We start from the raw sequence: 20654 nt of genomic DNA, 5'->3' as shown, positions 1-20654 counted from the left end.
CTTGCCAGAGCAACGGCCCCTTTCACAAGGGGTGACGCTCATTCAGGCCGAGTCGGCAGTGGCTTCGGTCCCGCAGGCGTCGGCGACGGCATCGCCTTCACCTTCGGAGTGGGGGGCGCCACGGGTCTACGAATACGAATTTGCTTCGGAGGGCCAGCGTTGCCTTTTACGTCTCGCACCCGCACGGTCAGGATTGTGTCGCCCACCGGGAAATCCCAGGCCCGTGCCACAGCCATGCAGAACTGCTGCGTGGTTTCCGGGTTGACGAACGCGAAGTCGCCGTTGGCGTTGACGGTGCATGCGGATTCATTGTCGTTATGCGTTTCAAACCGGCAGGCGAAGTCATTGATCGCATCGGTGATCGGTTGCGTCTCGGCGAAACTCGGCGCTGCTGGGATCCCGCCAATGTTGGGCCGCCTGCTGTCACAAACGCGGGGATCTCCGTTGCCGAGCGGCCGATTGCTGATAATTTCCAAGTCGGGCCGAACGCTTGGATCATCGGGCACGTGGACAAACACCCTCCGGCCCACCTCGTGCCCCGCCAGTCCGGGCTTTGCCTCGACGACCAGCATAAACCCTGCTCCCGCGCTCGTCAGGTATGTCGGAATTCCTTTTTCGGTACCAATCGGCGACACTGGGTAGCCGTCAGCTCGTGCCACGCCGAAGTGCGTAATCACCGGGCCGATAGCTTGCCCCTTTTTCGGTTTCACGTCCTCACGCCCTACGGGCCGCGTGGGTAACGGCGTCGGTGCCACCGTTGGAGTGGAAGTGACGGGCGGCACCGTTGGGAGGGGCGTTTCCACAATGGGCACCGCCGTCGGAACCGCTTGCGGCTGCTTTCTTGCCGCACAACCGAACAGAGAGCAGCTCACGAACAAGCCGACAACCACCAACTTCCACGACAAGCGCTGCCGCATGTGTACTCCTCACCGGAGAAAATTGCCGGGGCTTGTAACGGCGCGGTCCGAGGGAGTCAAGAAAATCCCTCGCCCGCGCCGCGGTTGCCTCGCTTCACTCACAATCACCTCCGGCTGTCGTCCCGCGCGCTGCTAGCGCGAGCGGCGCACGCCCTGGCGAGCACAAAAGTGCGCGACCGGACACACGCTGCACAGAGGCGACAGCGGCTTGCAAATGGTCTGCCCCAAGGCCACCAGCAGATCGTTGATCTCGCTCCAATAGGGGCGCGGTAAGCAGGCGCGCAGCGCCATTTCCGTTTCATGTGGCGATTTCGTGCGGACATATCCCCACCGGTTGGTAATGCGGTGGACATGAGTGTCCACACAAATTCCTGGCAATCCGAAGCCTTTCGCGACCACCAAATTGGCGGTTTTCCGTCCGACACCAGGCAATTGCAAGAGCTCGTCGAGATCTGCCGGCACCTGCCCGCCGTACCGCTCTACCAAAATCTGGCAGATCTCCCGGATGCGGCGTGCTTTCGTGCGGTAGAAACCGACGGGGTAAATCGCACGCTCGATCTTCCGGACCGGAACCCGCAGAAAGTCCTGCGGTGTTTTTCCCAAGGCAAAAAGGCGCTGCACCGCACCTACTGTGGTTTCATCTTTCGTACGCAAGCTTAACAAGCATCCCAGGAGGACTCGGAAGGGTCCCAGGTTTTGCTCGGCCATGAGAGTCACCACCGGCGCATTCCAGCTTGGCGCCGCGGCCCGCAACCGCCGCATCACTTCATCGATGGGGAATTCCTCATTGCAGGGTGGAGCTTGCTTGCGGTGCTCATCCGCGTGCCGGATCCGCCGCGTGCGTGCCGCGTGTCTCTTCGTAGGGGCTCTGAGTTTCTCTATTTCTTCGCTTGCTCCTGCCACAAGATCGATCTCGTTGTACCCACGCTGCTCCGCTCGCGCACGACGTTAAAGCACAAGGACCTAGCTAGCTTTCTCGGACACAGAGCGAAAGCCGACACGCGATTTGCCTTCGACAGCGTGACCGAGTCGCAATGTTGGATTGTCTCGGACCATCTGTGCAAGTATTGTGAGCGCGTGGCTGGCAAATTTCGCCTTGGACTGATTGGGACCGGTCGACACGGCGGGCGGTATGCAAACCACATCATCCGTGACCTCCCAGAAGTTGAACTTGCTGCCATCGCTCGCCGCAACCCTGCCGAAGCCGAACGGCAAGCACAAGAGTACAACTGCCGCGCCTACACAGATTTCCGGGAACTCGTCGCCGCTCGAGATGTGGATGCGGTCGTTGCTGTTGTTCCCCCGACTGTGCACAAAGCAATCGTGGAGGCGGCCGCGGCAGAGCGCAAACCGCTCCTTTTGGAAAAACCGGCTGCGCCGAACGTGGCAGAAGGAATGGAGATACTGACCACGGCGCGCCGAGCCGGAATCACCGTAATGGTCGCGCAAACCTTGCGGTACAATGGCGTGGTGCGGTGCATCCTGGAGCACCTACCGGAGATTGGTCCCGTGCACAGCATGCGCCTTGGCCAACGGTTCGAACCATCGCGGCCTGGGTGGATCGACGACCCAGCCGTAGCCGGGGGAGGAATGTTGCTCCACACCGGGGTACATTGTTTCGATCTAGTCCGTTATCTCTTGAAACAAGAGGTGGCGCGCGTGGCTTGCGAGTGGAGCCGAGTGAACGTGCGCCGCACAGAAGACAACTTTGCCGCTGTACTCCGCCTGCAGGACGATCGAACACTCGCCACGATCGCCGGTTCCCGCGCCACAGGCAGCCGCTCGGGGGGGATCGAACTTGCTGGCGAACACGGCCAACTCATCGGTGACCACGTGTTACACTCGGCAGTGCTAGTGCGAGGAACGGAAACCCGCAACCTCGAACTCCCCCCGCCGGTACCGACCGTGCGCGAAGTCCTGCGCGATTTCGTGCGGGCCGTGCGCTCCGGAGCACTGGTGCCGATCCCGCTGGAAGAGGGGTTGCGAGCAGTGGCGATTGTGGAAGCGTGCTATCGTTCCGCTGCCGAGCAATGCACGGTGCCTGTGCCGGCGCTGAGCTACAAAATCTAGGCAATACGCCCCAGCAAAGCTTGATCGTGCCAATCGCGAGCGCCCAACCGCCAGCGATGGGCAGGGAGTGAATCGAACACTCGACACGAGGATTTTCAGTCCTCTGCTCTACCGACTGAGCTACCTGCCCACGGCCTCCGCGGACAACGGCGCACTTGAGTACAAAAGGCATGCGCTGGTCGCAAGGGGCCAAGAGTAGGCCAAAATCGTATAAAAGCCGCCCGTTTTCCAGGTCCCGTGCGTGTACTCTCCATTGCCAGAAATTGGCTTGACAAAATCGGGGCCCTCGGCGTAGCTAGTACCGATGCGCTGCAGGAGGATGGCGAGTTGGTGGTGGGTGGTGGGCGGTGCGCAGGAGGCAAGCCGCGGCAATCGTTGTCGCCGGGTTCGTCGCGTTTGCCTCGATAAGCCCGGTAATCGCGCTGGTGCTCACGCGTGGACCGCTGCTGCAGAATCCCGATAATGACCCCACAACGTTGACCATCCTGCGGTGGACCGACACCGCGGGTGACAACACGGTAGAGTATGGCACTACGACGGCGCTCGGCCAAGTTGCGACAGCTCCGCCTGCGTCTGCGTGCGATGTGGGTAGTGCAGGTATCTGCCACAGCGTGCGCTTAACCGGTCTCCAAACCGGCACTCGGTACTACTATCAGCTCACCACCAACGGCGTGGTGCTGCAGCCGGTATCCCTCTCCTCGTACTTTACCACGCTGCGCGCGCGGACGGACTCAAATGACGTCTTTTTCACCGTCGTCGGCGATCGGGGGCAGGCACCAAGGCATACTACGATGTGGCCAACAACCAAAATGCATCGGACCCACCCTTGGTCTTCACAGCGGGCGACAACGCGTATCAGAACGGCGTGCAGTCTGACTGGGACAATAATGGACTCCTCGCTTACTCGACGTTGCTTCAACGAGCAATATTTTTCCCGTGCCCGGGAACCACGACCTGAATCCCATGGGCGCAAGCAATTGGGCTTCGTGAGCAGAATTTCGGATGCTCCAGCGTCCGCGTAACGCACCACTGGGCCTTTGAAAGTAGTGAAGTGCTGGTTCTGGGATTAGACTCCAACTCGCCTGCGATGACAGCGACGCAACGTTCTTGGCTTGAAACGCAACTCGCCACGACCACGCGCAAGTGAAAATTCGTGTTCCTGCATCATACCCCGTGTTCTTGCGCCAACGGCTTAGCCTCCCTCGGAAGCGATCTCACTGTGCGGAGTCAGTGGGGCCCCTTATTCGAAAGCTATGGTGTGGATGTGGTGTTCACCGGTCACGACGACACTTACGAACGAAGCAAGTATTGGGACGAATTTCTTCCCGATGGCTCGCCTGGCCACGATGGACGGGGGGCGATCTACATCATGACCGGAGGGGCGGAGCGACTCTGGATTCCGCTGCCAATGTCGACGCCAACGGACCAAGCCGATAGCCCTTGTTCGGCAGCAAAACCTACTGCCCTTGGCCCGCGGCCAAAACGGCCCGGCGGGACCTTCGAACTACTGTAGTTTCGCACGTTACCAGCACACCGCAGTACGGATTGCCGGCAACAGGACGCTGACCGTGCAGGCTGTCGATCGGAACAACCTTGTCTTCGACACGATGGTCATTGTCAAGCCCGATTCCACCGCCACACCGACAGCGACACCAACCGCTACATTCACACCGGTTCTTCAGCCAACGCCGACACCGACTGCATCCTCCACGCTCCCGCCAACGGAAACCGCAACACGAACGCCGACCGCGAGCTCGATGGCAACGCCCAAGATTACGGTGACAGCTTCCGCAACCCCAACGGTTTCCGCCACTGCGACGGCCTCCGCAACCATGACCGCGTCTCCGACTGCCACGGAGACTGCGTCTGCCGCACCGACAGCGTCGCCGTCCCATTCCCCGTCTCCTTCAGCCACCCCGCCACCCTCGTTTACTCTCACCGTCACCGCCACCTCCTCTGCAACGCTGACGCCAGGCCTGACTCCGACCCGGACGCCAACACTGAGCCCCACGACATCGCCCACACCTACTCCGAGCCGGTCAACAACGCCTACCCGGACCCCCACGGCAACGCGAACGCCAACGCTCTCGCCTACCCTCCCTACTTCCCAATCACCGACGCCATCAGCGACTGTTACCCCTACAAACGTCCCCGCTCTGTGCGCCGAAACCGCCCCGGCAAACTCTTGTGCTCCTGGCGGCGGAGCAGGGAGGCCGGACTGTTTGCTGGAATTCTTTTTGCCCGAGCCTGCTTTCCGCAATCGGCTCGGTGTTCCTCGGCCGCGCGTCGATGCACGGATGGCGACTCTGCCTGCGATCTCGACGGGGACTCCCATAACGGCGCCTGCCTCATCCCTATGCGACTGAGCCTGAACAACCGAGACCCGCGGCTGCCCACTTGTACGGCTTCGGGAGTCTCCGTGGTCGATGTGCGGCGACCGTCACCGCGGACCGGCGACGCCACCGACATCACCAACGCAAGCGCCTTGGCGGCTGCACTGGGTTCAGGGCCGACTGGCCTCAGCCTCATCTTGTATCTGGGTGGAGTGTTGGCGGAATCTGGCGCTCCTGTGTTCGCGCACAATCAGTGCAGTGGGGAGATCACGTTCGCGATCCCGCTGCGAATGACCGCGCAAGGTTGGCGGCCGTGAACACGACGGATTCGCCTGTTGCGCGTAGCACCCAGCGGCTTAGTGGACTCGGACTCGTTAACTCTCCAATGCTGGCCCGCCGTCTGCGCCTGAGCCCCGGCCGCCTCTCTCGCCCGACAAACACACAGAGGACAGGTGTCGCGGTATGCGGGGACGTGCAGCGACGGCACAGTAGCAGCTCCGGTTCGCGATCCTGCATTGACAGGTGTATTGCCCTTGGCTACGCGTGGCGCTTGTGTCGGCGTGCTGGGCACGGAGCTCTCAATGGCGGATCGCTGACCACCCTCCGGATTGTCAGCAACGGTCTTCCACCTCGTGATCCAGCTTAAGGAGGTAGCTCAGTGGCGGAGAAAAAAGCCAAGACGGCGGAAAAAGGCGGTGTTCAAGAAAAACGTTTGTGCCCGAGTTGCGGTGCTGAGGTCCGTGTCGTGAAGTTTACCGGCTTCGGCCCCCACGGCTTCTTTTGGGTCTGCGAAAAGAATTGTGGTTACACCAGGCGCACGCGTTAACGCCTGCGTAAGCGGAGGTGTCCATGGCACGGACTTCTAAGAAGAGCAAAAGCACCAAGGCGAAGAATAAAAAGAATTTACGCCTGCTCGACCCGGACTTAGCTCCTGAAGGTGAAGAAGAGGGACTACCAAAGGACGAAGCCGGGCGCCGCAGAATCAAGCGCCAATACGAAGAACTCTTGGGGATCCGAATCGAGAAGCTTAAGGGTCGGATCTTAAATCGCGAACGCATCAACAAGACGATTGAAGGAATCTACTTCATTTGCTTCGAGTGCAAGAAGATCTGCCACAATCTGGACGAGGGTTTGGTCGAGGACCCGCACAATCAGCGCAACCTCTGCGCCGCTTGTGCGAAAGCAAAGAGTAAAGGGAAGCAAGTGGCAGCCTAATGCTGGTCTGCTCGCGCCCGAAGGCGCGGTAGGCCGTCACCGCCGGCGCGGACGCGAAGCCTTGTAGATTTGCCGCTCTCGCTTTCTCAGTTCGCCCAACACGGCGGACAGCTCCTCCGGCACCGGGGCTTCCACGGCGAAGAGTTGTACCGTGACGGGGTGACGGAACGAGATACGCGTGGCGTGTAGGAACTGCCGCTTCAAGCCGAGGCTGGGGTCGCCGCCGTACAAAGCGTCGCCGACAATCGGATGCCCAATGGCGGCAAGATGCGCACGGATCTGGTGCCGGAGGCCGCTATAGATGTCCACCCGCAGCAGCGTGTGCCCGGAATAACACTCCAGAGGCCGGTAATGGGTCTCGGCGGCTCGACCGCTGCCGCTGCGGGCGAGGCGCATTTTCCCCACTTGGCTTGGGTCGTTTTCCAACGGGCTTCGAATCGCCCCTGGCTCCGATATCGTGCCGCTCACTAGCGCCAGGTACTCTTTACGAACCTCTCTCGCCGCAAACTGCTCACGCAAATGGCGATGCGCCTCCGGCGTGCGCGCGGCGAGCAGAACTCCAGACGTATCTGTGTCCAGCCGGTGCACCAGCCCGGCTTCCAACCCTGCCCGCGAAAGGGCTCGCATCTCCGGGTAGTGCGCGAGGAGGAAGTTCGCTACCGTGTTGCGCTCGAACGGCCGCAGCGCATGACTCGGCAGACCCGCCGGCTTATTCACGGCAACCAAGTGATCGTCCTCGTGGACCACTGTCACCGGCAGCTCGGAGTTCGGCTCGAGCTCGCGCACTAGCTCGGCAACGATCGTCACCATGGCACCAGGTTGCAGGCGAGTGCCTTTGCTGGCCCGCCGACCATTGACGAACACCCTGCCCTCATCGATCGCTTCCTGCACGGCACGTCGAGATAACGCTGGAACCATGTTGCGAACGAAAGCGTCCAGCCGCATCCCGCCATGAGCGGCGTCTACTTGGATTTGTTGCAACTCATCGGGTGGCAACACGTGGGTCATGGTCTTGGTCTCGCCCGATTCTCGTTCTAGTTAGCGCCACATGTCTGCAAATCCGTGGCGCAGATTGTTTCCGGTAACCGACAAACTGGTGCATCTCAATCACGCAGGTGTCGCACCGGTGTCTCTGCGAGTGCGCCAAGCAGTCGAGGCGTTTTTGGAGCAAGCCCTACGAGCAGATGGGCCAGCAAACCAGTGGTGGGAGTTGCGTAGCGAAGCCGCGAGGGCAGCCTGCGCCAAGCTCGTGGGTGCGCAGACCGATGAGATCGCCTTCGTCAAAAACACCTCCGAAGGCCTTTCCCTTGTCGCTAGCGGCTTTCCGTGGCAGGCGGGCGACAACGTGATCGCTGTCGATCAAGAATATCCATCGAACATCTACCCTTGGTTTGCCTTGCGTGCCCGGGGGGTCGAGACCCGCTTGGTGGCGCGGCGGAATGGGCTTGTGAGCCCTGACGATGTCGTCGCCGTTGCCGATCGGCGCACACGCCTGTTGTCAGTCAGCTTTGTCGATTGGCTCACGGGTGCACGCAACGACCTGGCAGCTTTGGGGCAACTTTGCCGGGAGCGCGGCTGGTTATTCTGCGTCGACGGAATTCAAGGCGTCGGCGCCGTGCCGCTCCAGGTGGAAAGCTTGGGGATCGACTGCCTCGCCGTCGGCGGCCACAAGTGGCTCCTCGCTCCAGAAGGCTGTGGTTTCTTGTACGTGTCGCGCCGGGTCATCGATCGCCTCGATTCCGTACTGCACGGTTGGAAGAGCGTGTACGACGAAAATAAGTTCCTCCCTTACCACTTCGAGCCACGCCGCGATGCCCTGAAGTTCGAACCTGGCAGCCCACCCCATATGGGCATTCACGCCCTCGGCTCCGCCGTCGAGCTTCTTCTCGAGGTCGGCAGGGAAGAAGTCTGGCGACGCATCCGCGCGGTAACGGATCGCTTGGTTGATGGATTGCATCCACTTGGAGCTGAGATTCTCAGCCCCCTCGGAGAACACCAGCGCTCTGGCATCATCGTATTTCGCCTGCCCGGTCGGTCCTCCGAGGGCTTGACCCAGCGCCTGGACAAGCGCGGCTTCATCGTCCGGGTACGCAACGGCGGCATCCGGGTAGCTCCGCATTTTTACAATACCACGAACGACATCGATCGCTTCCTCGAAGCATTGCAGGTGGAAGCAACGCGCAGCGACTAACGTATTCCCTCACCTAAGCCACTGCCCGTTGGAGGACCACCCGCGGGTCTGTGTGCCTGGCGGATTTTTGCCCTCTCGTGGATGTGGCCGCTCTCCAATGATCAGCGGGAGCAGGATGCGCGCACATGTTCCCCCATGCGGGTCACGTTCCAGCGTCACCGAACCACCATGCGCCACGACAATCTTCCGCACGATAAACAAGCCAAGACCGCTGCCTGACAAAGGTGGTCCACTATGGATCCGTGCATATGGGCGAAACACTGCTTCCTGTTGCTCCACCGGAATTCCCGGTCCCTGATCGATCACTTCCACGCTCACCCAACCCGGCGAGGGATTGCGTACCCGCAGCCACACACTGCCGTTTGTTGGCGAGTACTTGAGCGCGTTGTCCACCAGGTTGCTTACCGCACGCTCTATTTGGACGCGATCGGCCAACACCTCGCTCCCGACTGACTCGTTCTCCAGAATCAATCGGAGCTTGCGAATTCGCGCTGCTGTCTCCATCGATTGCACAACTTCGGCGCACAGTTTGGCTAGATCCGTGCACTCCAGCTCCAAGGGTAACGCCTGCTGGTCCAAGCGCGCAGCGTCCATCAGGTTTGTAGCTCGTCGTACGATGCGCCAAAGATCCACGTGGGCCCGCTCGAGGAGGTCGCGCTGGTCCGGGTTTAGCTCGCCCGCATCCCCAGCGAGGAGCATCTCGGTGAGGCTGACCACGTTCGCGAGTGGACTACGAATGTCGTGTGCGGCCGCCGCCAACGCCTGCATGCGGTCTCGTTGGCGTTGGCTCCATAAGCGGCGTCGCGCGCGGCGTCGTTGTTGTTGACACAGGTAGCCAAAGAAACCCGCCACAGCCAAAAGAAAGGGAATCCGCAACAACTCGTCGGTGTGGGTCCAAATCGGATCGGGCGATGTACTGGCCGTAGCTGCCAAGTGCACTACGCCGAGTAACACCGCCGTGACCACTGCCGCCCGAAAATCGAGGGCCACTGCAGCGACGAATAGGACGAGAAAAACCACGGGGTAAAAGTCCAATTGCGTCGGATGGGCCAGAATCAGCCCGACACTTACGAATGCGATGTCGAACACGACGAGGCCAACCAAAAGACGCTGACTCACAGGCCGGCGTCGCACGGCACGATGGATGACGGGCGTCGACCCCACGTACGCCAGCACATACACCGTCACGAGCCACAAGTTCTGCGCGCGACCGCCGCTGAACCATACTAGATAAACAGTGGCCAAAACTAAAACCCAGCGCAGAAGCAACAAACGGATGGGCATCAATGTTCTCCGGTCGCCTTCATTCTGGTTAGTGATCCAAATGCAGCATCGATCATACCCGACCGGGCACCGTAGGAGCCTGCTCAGCCGTATGGCCAAGAGAGCGGTGCTGGATGCCGAATCACTAACGCTATGGCAAAACGCGATCGAGTTTTCCTAAGACACTTCCGAACGCAACCCCCGAGATTTGTGTGTACAAGCTGTTCGAGCCCGCTTGCCGCTGGCGCCAAGTGCGGGCTAGCCTGCGGCGCACGCCGCGCCGTGTCGGCAAGGAGATCGTCGTGACGGAACCAAGCACACGCGCTCTGCCACCCTTATGGCCAATCGAACAGTTCGCTTGGCAACACGAGCGTGAAGCGGCAAGCATGTTGGTGCGTGCCTTTTTTCACGACCCGCTTGTGCAGGCCATTTGTGGCGAGCCTTCCAGCAAGCGGACAGAAAAGATGTGGTGGAGTTTTCGCCTTTCGCTACGCGCCCATTGCTTGTCGCGGCACCCGGCGTGGATTGTGCGGGGATCCGCCGGGGCGATTTGCGGTCTGATCTCGGTGTCGTTTCCCGGCGGTGCAGTTACAGCCGCAAGCGACACGCTATTTTCGCTGCGAAGCCTCTGGCATATCGGATGGAGCGCCGCCCAACGTGCGGTGGAAGCGGCGCGCACGATCGCGCGCCATATGCCGCGCCCACCGTTTCTCTACGTGCGCACACTCGGCGTGGATCCAGCAGTCCAACATCGCGGGCTCGGGAGTCGGCTCCTCACACACGCCTTGCAAGCGACGGAGCATCCCTTGCCTGCGTATTTGGAAACCGCGCGGGAAGAAAACTTGCACTTTTACAGCCGCCACGGCTTTCGTTGCCTTGGTACTTTCTTCGCCGTGGGCGTACCCATCTGGCGCCTCTGGCGCCCAGCTGCAGCCTGAGGGCCTCAACCGAGGCTCGCTAGGTCTTCAGCGAAGCTTACGGACGGGGCCGCAAGCTTGCGCAGGCGGGATCTCAGTTCGGCGCGACTAACTGCCCCTCACGTTTCTCCCACGGAGGCGTGCCAGGCCGAGCATGCTGAGAACGAGCACCAACGCTGCGAAAAACGGCGCTGCCATTGCCGGAACCGGAGCGCGGGGCACAAACTGCTGCGGCAAGGGAACGGACAAACCCTCCCAATTCAGGATGAGAGCACTCTGCGAAGTGTCGACGGAAACCCCGGTCAGAAGATCGGTTTGGCTTGCCAAGGCCGTCACCGAATCGAATAGCGCCGCATTCGTCGTGGCCCCTGAAATGGATTCCCCGTGCCCAGAATATCGCCGAGAGCGGCAAAAAACATCAACGCCCGCGCACTGTTGGCCGGCACCGAGATATTGAAGGTTGCTCCCAAGCCTTCAGAGCCGGAACACTCGAAAACCGTCTGCGTATAATTAAAGGGCGCTACGGCCGGAGCTCCTGGGCCATAAAACACGCTGGTGTTGACGGGGTCGCCCCGGCCGCCGTCGGAGGTCACCACCCACCGATCGGCCACGGTTACCGAGGTGTCGCCCGAGGAGGTGTCGTCGACCTGCGTATAAGAATCCGAACCAAAATTGACGGGCACCTCTACCACAGCGGTGATCGTGGACGCGGTGGAGTTTTGCAAGAACACCAACATCCTCATCGCTTGTGTGTTGATAGAAAAGAAGTATTGCACCCAAACGTTGAGTCCCGACATCGGGACCGGTCCGGCAAGAAGCGTGGTCCCGGTCAAATCCACGGTGGCCGGAGCCACGAACGGCACGCCATCGATCCACACACTCCAAGCCTCGTCGTAGGCATCGAAAGCCCCGGAGGCGGACCCTGCAGCGGACCCTGCATCGGTCAAACCCAAGGCTGGAGAGTAGCCACAAAATCCACCGAAAGCACCGCCAGAAGTGCTGCTATCGTTCGTTGCTACCCACACGGTGGAGCCCAAGCCCGTCGACACACTCACTGGCAGCGAGACAGGTACTGCCACTGCGGTAGAGCGCATGAAGGGCTGGCTGGCAGCGCTCGTGAGCAGCGCAACACCGAACCACGCAAAGCGAGCGAGCACACGTACCCAGCTCGTGTCTTCTACTGTCTTGGAGGCCCTCCACACCCTCCCTTCTGAAGCACAGGCTGCGGGTACGCCCACCTCTACGCCCGCGCTGAGCCTCATCCCTGAGCGGCGGCCCACAGACACTACGTGCCCCCACCGGTTGTCAACTTTTTCTTGGAACCGGGCCTCGCGGGTTTGCACCAGCCGAAGATGCACTGCTCGGAGCGCGATTCTTTCGCCCAGGAAGGCCGGGCAAAGCCTTCGGTCCTCGCCGCAACGGGCGAAGCGGCTTCGATTGATTCTTCCCGGTGCCTTGGCCCTCTTCGGCCTTTTCCCATCCGTATCGAGTGGTCAAAGTGGGCTTTTTTATGGGTCTTGTGGCCGCAGGCTTGTGCCTTGTGTTCTTCTACCTGCGTAGGGAAATTGCGCTCGGGGAAAAGCAGCGGCGGTGCCGCACTCGGACGGCGCTTCAAGCCCAGTGTAATCGAAAACGTAGCCGTGGGCATGGGCGAGGCCCTCAAGGGCGTGACCGAAATCAACCGACGAGTCATGGTGTGGAAACGGCCAAAGGCGGCCGTGAACAGGTCCGGCAAGTAACGGGGCGGGTGCAACCGGCTGGAGCGCGAGCAGCATAAACTCCATGTACGGCCTGTGCCGTCCCCGCATTTCTCACCCAAGAAGCACGTTAAGCCGAAGGCCTCTAGACCAACATGGAGTTGCTGTTGCCCTGAGGGTTGCGCTCAGCTATGCGTGGGCAGCTGACAAGAACGTTGACGATTGGGGCTGTAGCTCAGTTGGGAGAGCGCCTGAATGGCATTCAGGAGGTCGGCGGTTCGACTCCGCTCAGCTCCACTCTTCGTTCACCGTTAGCGAGCTACCGGCTTGCCTTGCACGACCTCACGGGACTTCTCTGCACTCCGGCTTCGCATTGTTGCCGACAGCGAGGAGTGCAGCGACGAGCTAGGCACGTTTAATCTTTTCATCGTCATCCCGAGACGAGCTAGGCATGATCGGCGGGTGCGGGTGGTCAGGCGGGCCAGGCACCGGCGCCCCCGGATGTGCCGCCGTGGAGAGCGTACTGCCAAGGCGAGCGAGGCTCACTCAGTAGCTCTAACCTCTGCCGGTGTCCTTCTCGCACTGGGCTATAGTTTCTGTTTCTTCGCACTCTCCCCGCGCCTCTGCGTCGCCTCCGTCCCGTGAGGCTTCGGGAGCCATTCGACACCGTGGACAGTCTGCCGGTTCTTGTCCTGGTCCACTGAGGAGAAACTTCCGCAACCGCGGTTCACAATGTCCGCAAGCCTCGGGGCCCGGTGGGGGCGTCTGATCCTTCGACGGCTCGGGGGCGTCATCCCACTCGTCGTCCTCTTCCCGTTTCCCAGCATCGTCGCCAACCGGCCAAAAACCCTGCATGCGCGGTTTGTATTCGAAGAGGTCGTCGGCCGCGCCAGCGGCAGCACCTTGGTTGCTCGCTTCCGTGGCGCACTCTTCGTCACCATCGAGCAGCGGGCCTTCGTCACGCGTTTCATCTTCAGGAACGGCGCTCGACGCCCTCTCCTGCTCTTCCCCGCTGCGCGTACTACCCGCCTCGTCTTCCCCATCTTCCGAGTCTTCCCCCTGCTCCCAATCTTCCTCTTCCTCCCACTCCTCTTCTTCCTCCCACTCTTCTTCCTCGTCCCAATCTTCCCCTTCCGACTCCTCCTCTTCCCAATCCTCTTCCCCTGGTTCTTCGTCTTCCCAATCCGCGTTAGCCTGTTCGGAGGGATTGGCGTCGCGAGAGGAAGTCGGCCTCGGAGCCTCTTCACTCCACCTCGTTCCTCGGCAATCTGCACAGCGTTGATGCGTGGAACCGCGGCAATCTTCGCATCTTACGAACCCACGCCCCCAGCATCTACGGCATTGCCCAAGGCCTCCATCATCCTCGTCACCACCCGCGGCTCGGCAGCCTCTACACGGGCGTTGGCCCGTACCATAGCACCTCGTGCATTCTTCCCCGTCCCAGCCAAATCCGTAACCGCTGCACTCGCCGCAAGGGACAACCGTCTCGCCCCGGCACCACCGACATCTTCTCACACCCGCTCCACGACAACTCCGACAACGGATCATCCCGGTGCCAAGGCACGTCGTACAATACAGCCACCTACGACCTCCACAAGCTGCACAGCTCGGCATCGATCTCCCCTTTCGTCAGTGGCGGGGACTGTGCACGGCCGCGGCCCGACCCCGCGCGCTAGCCCCCTTTTTTCCCCTGCTGGTGTGCTGCAGCCATCAGTTGCAAACGCAAGTTAGCCCTTCACTTGTTCCAACTCGCCGCGCACTGCAAGCGCTCCGCTTGTCAGGCAACATTGCCAGAGATCATGAGCGTAAGCGGCGGGCAGGGGCGGGAGCATTTTCCCATCGCGCCGGAATCGCGCCTGTGATAGCCGGCTTACTCATGGTTCCCTTACGCGCCTCCATCCTTACGTCGCGGCTCGCCGCCGTGTTGCTGGCTTGCTTCCTCGTCTTTGAGCTCGGCTGTGCCGCGACACACTCGCAGCAAAAGCCCGTACCGGCTGAACAGCGTGTTGGCTTTGCTTCTCTCGAAGAGCGGGCGACCGTGGGAGACAAACAGCAAGACGAGCCAAACCGCTGGGAGACCGCGGCAACCGCGGTTCTCTTCCTTTTGGTTGTGATCGGGAGTGCAGCGGTTCCGGTTTTGTTACTGCTCTAAAGGGCCCCGCGTTGCCGCTGTATAGCCAAGGGTCACTCCCCGGTCGGAGTGATGCTGAACTCCACGACGTTAGGCTCCTGGCGCCAACGCTCTGCGAGCTTTTCGAAGCTAGCGCGCCGGTAGGACCGAATGACCATGGCGTACTCGAAGGCGCGGCCGTGGTCGACGAGATGGTAACTCAGGCTGGCAACGCCGGCCTTTTGCTCGGCAACCATGCCTCGCAATGCGTGCTCGCTCGGGACGTGCTGTCGATCGAAGCGCACTGTACAGTGCGCGAAGAGCTGTGTGGGCATGCGGTCCTCCATCCAACGAAACACAGCGAGCGTACCCAAAACCGCCACCGTGCCGAGAGCAGCGGGTACGAATAGTCCGACACCATACAAAATCCCGAGCACTGCCGTGATCCAAATCGAAGCTGCGGTGGTAAGGCCTCGGACTGCCAGGCGTTCCTTAAAAATCACCCCTGCACCAAGAAAACCGATGCCGGTCATAATGCCCGCCGCCATGCGCGTGGGATCTGTCCGTACGGTCTCCAGCGGGGCGCCGGCCAGCCACTCCCATTGGTGGGTGGTAACCAACATGAGCAGGGCCGACGCCAAGCACACCAAGGCGTGAGTTCGAAAACCAGCCGGCCGGCCGTGAAACGTCCGCTCCAGTCCAATCAAGCTCCCAGCCAGCCAAGCGGAGCCGGCGTAAAGCATGACGTGTGCAACTTCGCGTTCCATGCGCCGGCTCTAGCACACGCTCGAGGCAATCCGACAGCAGGAAGATCCTACACCCAGAGCACGCAGCTTAGGGCGGCCCGTCCCTTCCCAAACGCAAGATTTTCCCTGCCCTCTGCATCGGCCACGTTTGAACCACCCCATTGGTCACGAAGTTTGCAAAGCAACCGTTTACAACCGCGCCAAGGCGACACATATTGCGTGGCGCTCGCCGTTGGGCGGTTCATCAGGCACAAACACACAACGCGAGGGAGGATGTGAAATGAAACTTTTGGCCATTGGCGACCTGCGGGAAGAGTTTGCGTACCTCGATCGGTTGAGCGAAGTGGTAAAGAACGCACGTGTGCACGCGGTACTTTTTACGGGCAACGTGTTGCGTGCAGAAGCCCGCCAAGCGGAGTGGGAGCGGGCAAAAGCGGAAGGCCGCCTACCGCGGTTGGATCAGCCCGAAGTTGTCCGCGAACGGCGGGACGACGCAGAGTCGATCACCCGTTTCTTCGGCCAGCTCGATAGGCTCGGCGTTCCGGTATTTTTCGTTCCCGGCCGCAACGACGCCCCCGAACGGTTCTTTCTCCAGGCCGCCTTCAACTCCGAGGTAGTGGACAAACACATCCACTTAGTGCACCGCAGCTTTGCTCCGTTAGGTCGGGGGTACGTAGTTGCCGGCTTTGGTGGAGAAGTCACCGGCAACGAGCGGGATCATGAGTTTTTTCTCATGTATCCAGGCTGGGAAGCACAGTTTTCGCTCGACTTTTTGCGTCACCTCGAGCAGGTGAAAATTTTCGTTGGCCACACGGCACCGGCCACACCCTTTGAAGGCGAGCACAAGGCCAACGGCCACGAGGCGATCAGCCACATTCTGAAAACCTACAATCCTTATCTTGCGGTGTGCTCGCGGCCAGACGGTGCCAAGGGAAAGGCTACGGTCGGCTCGACTCTCGTGGTCTCCCCGGGGCAGCTCGCAAACGGAGACTACGCAATCATCGACGTCGAAGAGAAATCCGTCTCCTTTGGCGATCTGCGCTGAGGAAGATCTCGGCGGCGGAATTCTGCTGGCTCGGGCTGCATGATCCGGTGCACTCCAGTTCGCCCCCGGCCAGAACAGGGGTGGCTACGTGCGAACTTGGGGGCTCACTCGCCAATGATCTTGATGAGAACGCGCTTTCTTCGACGCCCATCGAACTCACCGTAGAAAATCTGTTCCCAAGGGCCGAAGTCGAGTTTCCCCTTAGTAATGGCCACCACCACCTCGCGGCCCATCACCTGCCGCTTATGGTGGGCGTCCCCGTTGTCCTCTCCAGTGCGATTGTGGTGATAGCGCTCTGGGCTCGGATCATATGGCGCCAATTGTTCGAGCCAGCGTGCGTAATCTTCCAGCAACCCCGGTTCGTCGTCGTTAATGAACACGCTCGACGTGATGTGCATCGAGTTGACCAAGCACAGCCCCTCTTGCACGCCGCTTTCCCGAACTGCGGCTTCCACCTCGGGCGTAATGTTGACAAAGCCCATGCGCGACGGCACGTGGAGCACGAGCTCTTTTCGATACGACCGCATACCTGCGTACCTAACAAGGGCTTAGCCTGGCTGTCTAGCGTGAGGCCCACCGAGCGCGGTGCGTGGTCCGAGCGACAAGAGCGTGTGCAAGCTTTCCGCGCAAGCCACCAAAGTCGCCGTTGGACATGAGAACGACCACGTCCCCAGGGCGCACATTCCGCTCGACGGCAACGACGATCACCTCTGGGTCATCAAAATGCCGCGCGCTCACACCCGCGACCTCGAGATCCATGACAAGTTGCTGCGGGGAAAACAGCTCGTCCTCCGGCACCGCATCCGAGGCCTTGCGCAAGACCCCACCGACGATGACCCGCTCCGCCCGGGACAGCGCGTGCACGTATTCCGTTTGAAACACCTTGCGCCGAGAGGTGTTCGAACGAGGTTCGAAAAGCGCCCACAATCGCCGGTGTGGATAGCGCTGGTGGACGGCATCCAACGTCGCGGCCACTGCGGTCGGATGGTGGGCGAAGTCGTCGATCAAGAGCACTCCTCCAAATTCACCGACAACCTCCTGCCGGCGGGCCACCCCCGGAAAGCTTTCCAAGGCCTGCACAGCTTCCCCCATAGGGATTCCGAGCTCCGATGCCATTGCCATCGCCGCGAGTGCATTCCGTGCATTCATCGCCCCCATCACCGCCAAACTCGCTCTCGCTACCGGCCGATTCTTGTACAGGCACGTGAACGAAAGCCGACCCTCATCCCGCACCTCGCTGGCCCGCCAGACCGCATCCGCGGCAAATCCAAAGCTGGTAGTGCGCGGGTGCACGCGAGCGACATCCCACGCATGGGGAAAGTCCCGGCAGGCAAGCACGACAGCGTCGGCAGCCAGCATCTCCACCAACCTACGAAAGGCATATTTCACGTGATCGAGATCACGGTAAATGTCGGCGTGATCGAATTCGAGTGCATTCAGCACCAGTGCCTGTGGCTGATAGTGCAAGAACTTGGGCCGCTTGTCGAAAAAGGCGCTGTCGTACTCGTCGCCCTCCACAATAAAGTAGGCGCCACTACCCAGCCGCGCGTTGCAGTTCCAGCCTTTCACTTGCCCACCGACAAGAAAACTCGGCTCCCTGCCGGTGGCGTGAAATATCCAGGCCAACATGGCAGTCGTGGTGGTCTTGCCGTGGGTACCCGCCACCACCAGCGGCGAGCGGGTACGCAGAAACAGCTCGTACAAAGTCTGCGGCAAGGAGGCGTACGGAAGGCCGCGCTCCAGCACGGCTTGACCTTCTGGGTTGTTCCTCGTGATTTTGTTGCCAATCACCACGAGATCAGGAGCGGGCTCGAGATTATCAGGAGAAAAACCGCGACGCACAGGAATTTGCATTTGCTCCAGCAGCGTACTGATGGGCGGGTACAACACATCGTCGGAACCGGTGACGTCGTAACCGCGTTCCCTCAGCAGCACGGCCAGAGCCGACATCGCCACACCACCAATGGCAGCCAGATGAACGCGCGCCCCTGGTTGGAGATTCGCAGGCACACGGTTGTTTGGATCGTCAGTTTGGTACCACATCTCTTCACATCCCAGGCATTAGGGTAAATTCTCTCGGATCAAGTCGTGTAGCCGCGGGCGGAACTCTTTGATCTTGTCATTGTCTCGCCGCGGGTGCACGCGATTGGACAACAGCACCACATGGCAGCGTTCCACCAAGTCGATCCATATGGAGCAACCCGTGAATCCCAAGTGGCCCACGGACTGTGGTCCAAAGTGACGGCCGGCGCTCGACCCTTCCGGTGAGGGCGTATCCCAGCCGAGAGCCCACGTGGATTCCGGAACCGAAGGGTCCTTGGTCCAAAACTCACGAATGAGCCGCTGGGGAATCATTCCGCCGACCGTTTGGTAACAATCTTCCAAGCAGCACAATAACGTGTCGATATCGCGCGCCGACGAAAATAGACCAGCGTGGCCCGCAACACCGCCCATGGCGTACGCGTTGTCGTCGTGCACCTCGCCCCACAACAGTTTTTGTCGCCACGGGCACTGTTCCGTCGGTGCGATCATTTCCGTGATTGGCTCGAGCCGACGGGCACGGAGCAAGGCCAAGTCGACAAATCCTGTGGAGCGCAACCCGAGTGGGCGAAAGATCCGCTCATGGCAAAAGCGATCCAGGCTCACGCCGCTGAGTTGCTCGATGACCGCGCCGAGCAAGATAAAGCCCAGATCGCTGTATAGCGCGCGCGTGCCTGGCTCCGCCTCGATGCGCTCTCGCTCGATGGACTGGTAAACGAACGCTTTCGCCGCACTCGTGCCCAAAAAATTCACCCGACCACCGCGCCGCTCCTCCGCCAGCACCTCCTTGTAGTATGGTCTCCACGCCGGGAGCCCCGAGCAGTGTGCAAGCAGGTGCCGAAAGGTCACATGTGCTTTGCCATGCACGCTAAAGTTAGGAAGAAAGCGCGCCACGCGATCATCCAGCCGAATCTTGCCTTCTTTGACCAGAAGCATCACCGCGACCGAAGTCGCCAGCGGCTTCGTGAGCGAAGCCACATCGAAGATCGTATCCTCGCGCATCGGCGCCGGCTGCGGGACGAGCGAGCGGTTGCCGAAGGCGCGCAGGTAAAAAAACGAATCCCCCCGCCGTACGAGCAAGACGGCTCCGGGAAATACCCCCGCGGCGACCGCTTCCTGCATCGCGTCTTCGACCAGCTCGAACGCCACCGCCACCCACCTAGTCCGTGTCGAGCCGAGTAACCCACGGCTGCAAAAATTCGAGTCGATCGTTGGCTACGCGCACGCGTACACCCATGGGCAAAGTCAGCCGGCTGCTGCCGTGACCACTGGCGATTCCGGTCACGACCGGCACAGACAGCTCCTGCATGTGTCGCTCGATCACTTGCCAGACATCCCAACTGCCGCTCGGAGCCGTGCATCCGACCATCTCGCCCCACAGCACAGCTTCCGTGCTCTGCCACAAGCCGGCTTGCGACCATTGCGTGAGCATGCGGTCGATCCGATATGGCTTCTCGTTCACGTCCTCGAAAAACCACACCGTGGGCTCAACCGTTGGCGCGAAGGGCGTACCGAGAAGGCTCGCCAAGATGCTCAAGCAACCACCGCGCAACGCTCCTTCGGCTTTGCCGCCACGCAGCGGCGGAGGCAGAGCGATCGCCGCTTCGGTTTTCCCGGTTAGCATCCGGAGCAAACCGTTCATCGACTCCGGGCGAGAAGAAAACGCCGCCACCACGGGTCCGTGAAATGCCACCACACCGCAGCGATCCACAAAAAACTGCAGCAACGCCGTGCAATCGCTGCTTCCAACAAAAACTTTCGCGTGAGAGCGGATGAAGTCAGGGTCGATGAACGGCAACAAGCGTGCACAGCCATAACCGCCGCGAGCCGCAAAAATCGCGTCGATCTCCGGATTGCCGAACATATCCATCAAGTCACGCAGGCGTTCCTCGTCCGTCCCGGCAAAATAGCCAAACCTCTTCCACACCGAGGCTCCCAGGCGCACCCGGTACCCGGCCCCCTCTAAAAGCGCGACACCGCTTTCCACTTCGTCGCGCTTCACGGCCCCCGCTGGGGCGACAACGCCAACACAGCCGCCAGGCAAGAGTGCGGGCGGTGCGATCCGCGGTTGCGGCTCAGCGAACCTCACAGGCCCCGACCAAAACCGGCT

General features: G+C 60.9%; 20 protein-coding genes and 2 tRNA genes. 9 read left to right on the top strand and 13 right to left on the bottom strand.

All coding sequences use genetic code 11. The features are described 5' to 3' along the window. Positions 1-38: 38 nt before the first annotated feature. Together N3C12_02715 and N3C12_02710 are read right to left on the bottom strand one after the other, a co-directional pair. Positions 39-917 carry a hypothetical protein gene (locus N3C12_02715; protein ID MCX8071352.1) on the bottom strand — a complete coding sequence of 293 codons (879 nt, stop codon included), beginning with the start codon at positions 915-917 and terminating at the stop codon, positions 39-41. Positions 918-1049: 132 nt separating this feature from the next. After that, the gene (locus N3C12_02710) at positions 1050-1679 is read right to left on the bottom strand and encodes an endonuclease III (protein MCX8071351.1); all 630 of its coding nucleotides are present in this window, start codon (positions 1677-1679) and stop codon (positions 1050-1052) included. Between N3C12_02710 and N3C12_02705 the strand changes: the two genes are divergently transcribed. Next, on the top strand, positions 1614-2987 hold the full coding sequence (locus tag N3C12_02705) for a Gfo/Idh/MocA family oxidoreductase (GenBank protein MCX8071350.1): 1374 nt from the start codon (positions 1614-1616) through the stop codon (positions 2985-2987). The genes N3C12_02710 and N3C12_02705 overlap by 66 nt on opposite strands. Positions 2988-3044: 57 nt before the next feature. Here N3C12_02705 and N3C12_02700 read toward each other — a convergent pair. Then, positions 3045-3117: transfer RNA gene (locus N3C12_02700), tRNA-Phe, on the bottom strand. Positions 3118-4206: 1089 nt separating this feature from the next. On the opposite strand from N3C12_02700, the gene N3C12_02695 reads away from it, so the two are divergent. After that, positions 4207-4500, top strand: a complete 294-nt coding sequence (locus tag N3C12_02695) for a hypothetical protein (protein MCX8071349.1) — start codon at positions 4207-4209, stop codon at positions 4498-4500. A 165-nt stretch (positions 4501-4665) separates the two neighbouring features. Here the strand turns inward: N3C12_02695 and N3C12_02690 are convergent, their stop codons facing one another. Further along, positions 4666-4932 (bottom strand): hypothetical protein, encoded by a 267-nt coding sequence (locus tag N3C12_02690; protein MCX8071348.1) that lies wholly within the window; start codon positions 4930-4932, stop codon positions 4666-4668. Positions 4933-5343: 411 nt separating this feature from the next. On the opposite strand from N3C12_02690, the gene N3C12_02685 reads away from it, so the two are divergent. Then, a complete protein-coding gene (locus tag N3C12_02685) occupies positions 5344-5637 on the top strand; it encodes a hypothetical protein (GenBank protein MCX8071347.1) in 294 nt (97 codons plus the stop codon). 532 nt (positions 5638-6169) lie between these two features. After that, positions 6170-6535, top strand: a complete 366-nt coding sequence (locus N3C12_02680) for a hypothetical protein (GenBank protein ID MCX8071346.1) — start codon at positions 6170-6172, stop codon at positions 6533-6535. 36 nt (positions 6536-6571) lie between these two features. On the opposite strand, the gene N3C12_02675 is transcribed toward N3C12_02680, so the two are convergent. Beyond that, on the bottom strand, positions 6572-7543 hold the full coding sequence (locus N3C12_02675; GenBank protein MCX8071345.1) for an RluA family pseudouridine synthase: 972 nt from the start codon (positions 7541-7543) through the stop codon (positions 6572-6574). A 118-nt stretch (positions 7544-7661) separates the two neighbouring features. On the opposite strand from N3C12_02675, the gene N3C12_02670 reads away from it, so the two are divergent. Next, positions 7662-8726 (top strand): aminotransferase class V-fold PLP-dependent enzyme, encoded by a 1065-nt coding sequence (locus N3C12_02670; protein MCX8071344.1) that lies wholly within the window; start codon positions 7662-7664, stop codon positions 8724-8726. 9 nt (positions 8727-8735) lie between these two features. On the opposite strand, the gene N3C12_02665 is transcribed toward N3C12_02670, so the two are convergent. Then, entirely contained in the window at positions 8736-10010 is a 1275-nt protein-coding gene (locus N3C12_02665; GenBank protein MCX8071343.1) for a HAMP domain-containing histidine kinase, read from the bottom strand. 281 nt (positions 10011-10291) lie between these two features. On the opposite strand from N3C12_02665, the gene N3C12_02660 reads away from it, so the two are divergent. Beyond that, the gene (locus N3C12_02660) at positions 10292-10927 is read left to right on the top strand and encodes a GNAT family N-acetyltransferase (protein MCX8071342.1); all 636 of its coding nucleotides are present in this window, start codon (positions 10292-10294) and stop codon (positions 10925-10927) included. Positions 10928-11238: 311 nt separating this feature from the next. Here N3C12_02660 and N3C12_02655 read toward each other — a convergent pair whose 3' ends face one another. Then, complete coding sequence (locus N3C12_02655; GenBank protein MCX8071341.1) at positions 11239-12108, bottom strand: hypothetical protein; 870 nt, start codon at positions 12106-12108, stop codon at positions 11239-11241. Between the two features lie 719 nt (positions 12109-12827). Here N3C12_02655 and N3C12_02650 point away from each other — a divergent pair. Continuing rightward, a tRNA-Ala gene (locus N3C12_02650) sits at positions 12828-12900 on the top strand. Positions 12901-13158: 258 nt separating this feature from the next. Here the strand turns inward: N3C12_02650 and N3C12_02645 are convergent. Continuing rightward, positions 13159-14118: a hypothetical protein gene (locus tag N3C12_02645; GenBank protein MCX8071340.1), complete on the bottom strand. Its 960-nt coding sequence runs from the start codon at positions 14116-14118 to the stop codon at positions 13159-13161. Positions 14119-14479: 361 nt separating this feature from the next. Between N3C12_02645 and N3C12_02640 the strand changes: the two genes are divergently transcribed. Continuing rightward, positions 14480-14755 (top strand): hypothetical protein, encoded by a 276-nt coding sequence (locus N3C12_02640; GenBank protein MCX8071339.1) that lies wholly within the window; start codon positions 14480-14482, stop codon positions 14753-14755. 32 nt (positions 14756-14787) lie between these two features. Here N3C12_02640 and N3C12_02635 read toward each other — a convergent pair whose 3' ends face one another. Further along, positions 14788-15480: an MgtC/SapB family protein gene (locus tag N3C12_02635; protein ID MCX8071338.1), complete on the bottom strand. Its 693-nt coding sequence runs from the start codon at positions 15478-15480 to the stop codon at positions 14788-14790. A gap of 259 nt (positions 15481-15739) precedes the next feature. On the opposite strand from N3C12_02635, the gene N3C12_02630 reads away from it, so the two are divergent. Then, positions 15740-16504: a metallophosphoesterase gene (locus N3C12_02630; GenBank protein ID MCX8071337.1), complete on the top strand. Its 765-nt coding sequence runs from the start codon at positions 15740-15742 to the stop codon at positions 16502-16504. Between the two features lie 104 nt (positions 16505-16608). On the opposite strand, the gene N3C12_02625 is transcribed toward N3C12_02630, so the two are convergent. Genes N3C12_02625 through N3C12_02610 form a run of 4 tightly spaced genes read right to left on the bottom strand, consistent with a single transcriptional unit; the run spans position 16609 to position 20633 of the window. Next, positions 16609-17031 carry a secondary thiamine-phosphate synthase enzyme YjbQ gene (locus tag N3C12_02625; protein MCX8071336.1) on the bottom strand — a complete coding sequence of 141 codons (423 nt, stop codon included), beginning with the start codon at positions 17029-17031 and terminating at the stop codon, positions 16609-16611. Between the two features lie 34 nt (positions 17032-17065). Continuing rightward, a complete protein-coding gene (locus N3C12_02620) occupies positions 17066-18547 on the bottom strand; it encodes a Mur ligase family protein (protein MCX8071335.1) in 1482 nt (493 codons plus the stop codon). 18 nt (positions 18548-18565) lie between these two features. Next, positions 18566-19693 (bottom strand): beta-lactamase family protein, encoded by a 1128-nt coding sequence (locus tag N3C12_02615; GenBank protein ID MCX8071334.1) that lies wholly within the window; start codon positions 19691-19693, stop codon positions 18566-18568. Between the two features lie 10 nt (positions 19694-19703). Then, positions 19704-20633, bottom strand: coding sequence for an LD-carboxypeptidase (locus N3C12_02610; GenBank protein MCX8071333.1), 930 nt, complete (start codon positions 20631-20633; stop codon positions 19704-19706). Positions 20634-20654 lie beyond the last annotated feature (21 nt).

The organism is Candidatus Binatia bacterium (genome assembly GCA_026415395.1).
GTDB lineage: Bacteria > Desulfobacterota > Binatia > HRBIN30 > HRBIN30 > HRBIN30.
This window is presented reverse-complemented; position numbering and strand designations above follow the sequence as displayed.

Coding starts and splice junctions, on each gene's coding strand:
- N3C12_02715 (MCX8071352.1), bottom strand. CDS start 917: ATGCGGCAGCGCTTGTCGTGGAAGTTGGTGGTTGTCGGCTTGTTCGTG.
- N3C12_02710 (MCX8071351.1), bottom strand. CDS start 1,679: ATGCGGCGGTTGCGGGCCGCGGCGCCAAGCTGGAATGCGCCGGTGGTG.
- N3C12_02685 (MCX8071347.1), top strand. CDS start 5,344: ATGCGACTGAGCCTGAACAACCGAGACCCGCGGCTGCCCACTTGTACG.
- N3C12_02680 (MCX8071346.1), top strand. CDS start 6,170: ATGGCACGGACTTCTAAGAAGAGCAAAAGCACCAAGGCGAAGAATAAA.
- N3C12_02675 (MCX8071345.1), bottom strand. CDS start 7,543: ATGACCCACGTGTTGCCACCCGATGAGTTGCAACAAATCCAAGTAGAC.
- N3C12_02665 (MCX8071343.1), bottom strand. CDS start 10,010: ATGCCCATCCGTTTGTTGCTTCTGCGCTGGGTTTTAGTTTTGGCCACT.
- N3C12_02640 (MCX8071339.1), top strand. CDS start 14,480: ATGGTTCCCTTACGCGCCTCCATCCTTACGTCGCGGCTCGCCGCCGTG.
- N3C12_02635 (MCX8071338.1), bottom strand. CDS start 15,480: ATGGAACGCGAAGTTGCACACGTCATGCTTTACGCCGGCTCCGCTTGG.
- N3C12_02630 (MCX8071337.1), top strand. CDS start 15,740: ATGAAACTTTTGGCCATTGGCGACCTGCGGGAAGAGTTTGCGTACCTC.
- N3C12_02625 (MCX8071336.1), bottom strand. CDS start 17,031: ATGCGGTCGTATCGAAAAGAGCTCGTGCTCCACGTGCCGTCGCGCATG.
- N3C12_02620 (MCX8071335.1), bottom strand. CDS start 18,547: ATGTGGTACCAAACTGACGATCCAAACAACCGTGTGCCTGCGAATCTC.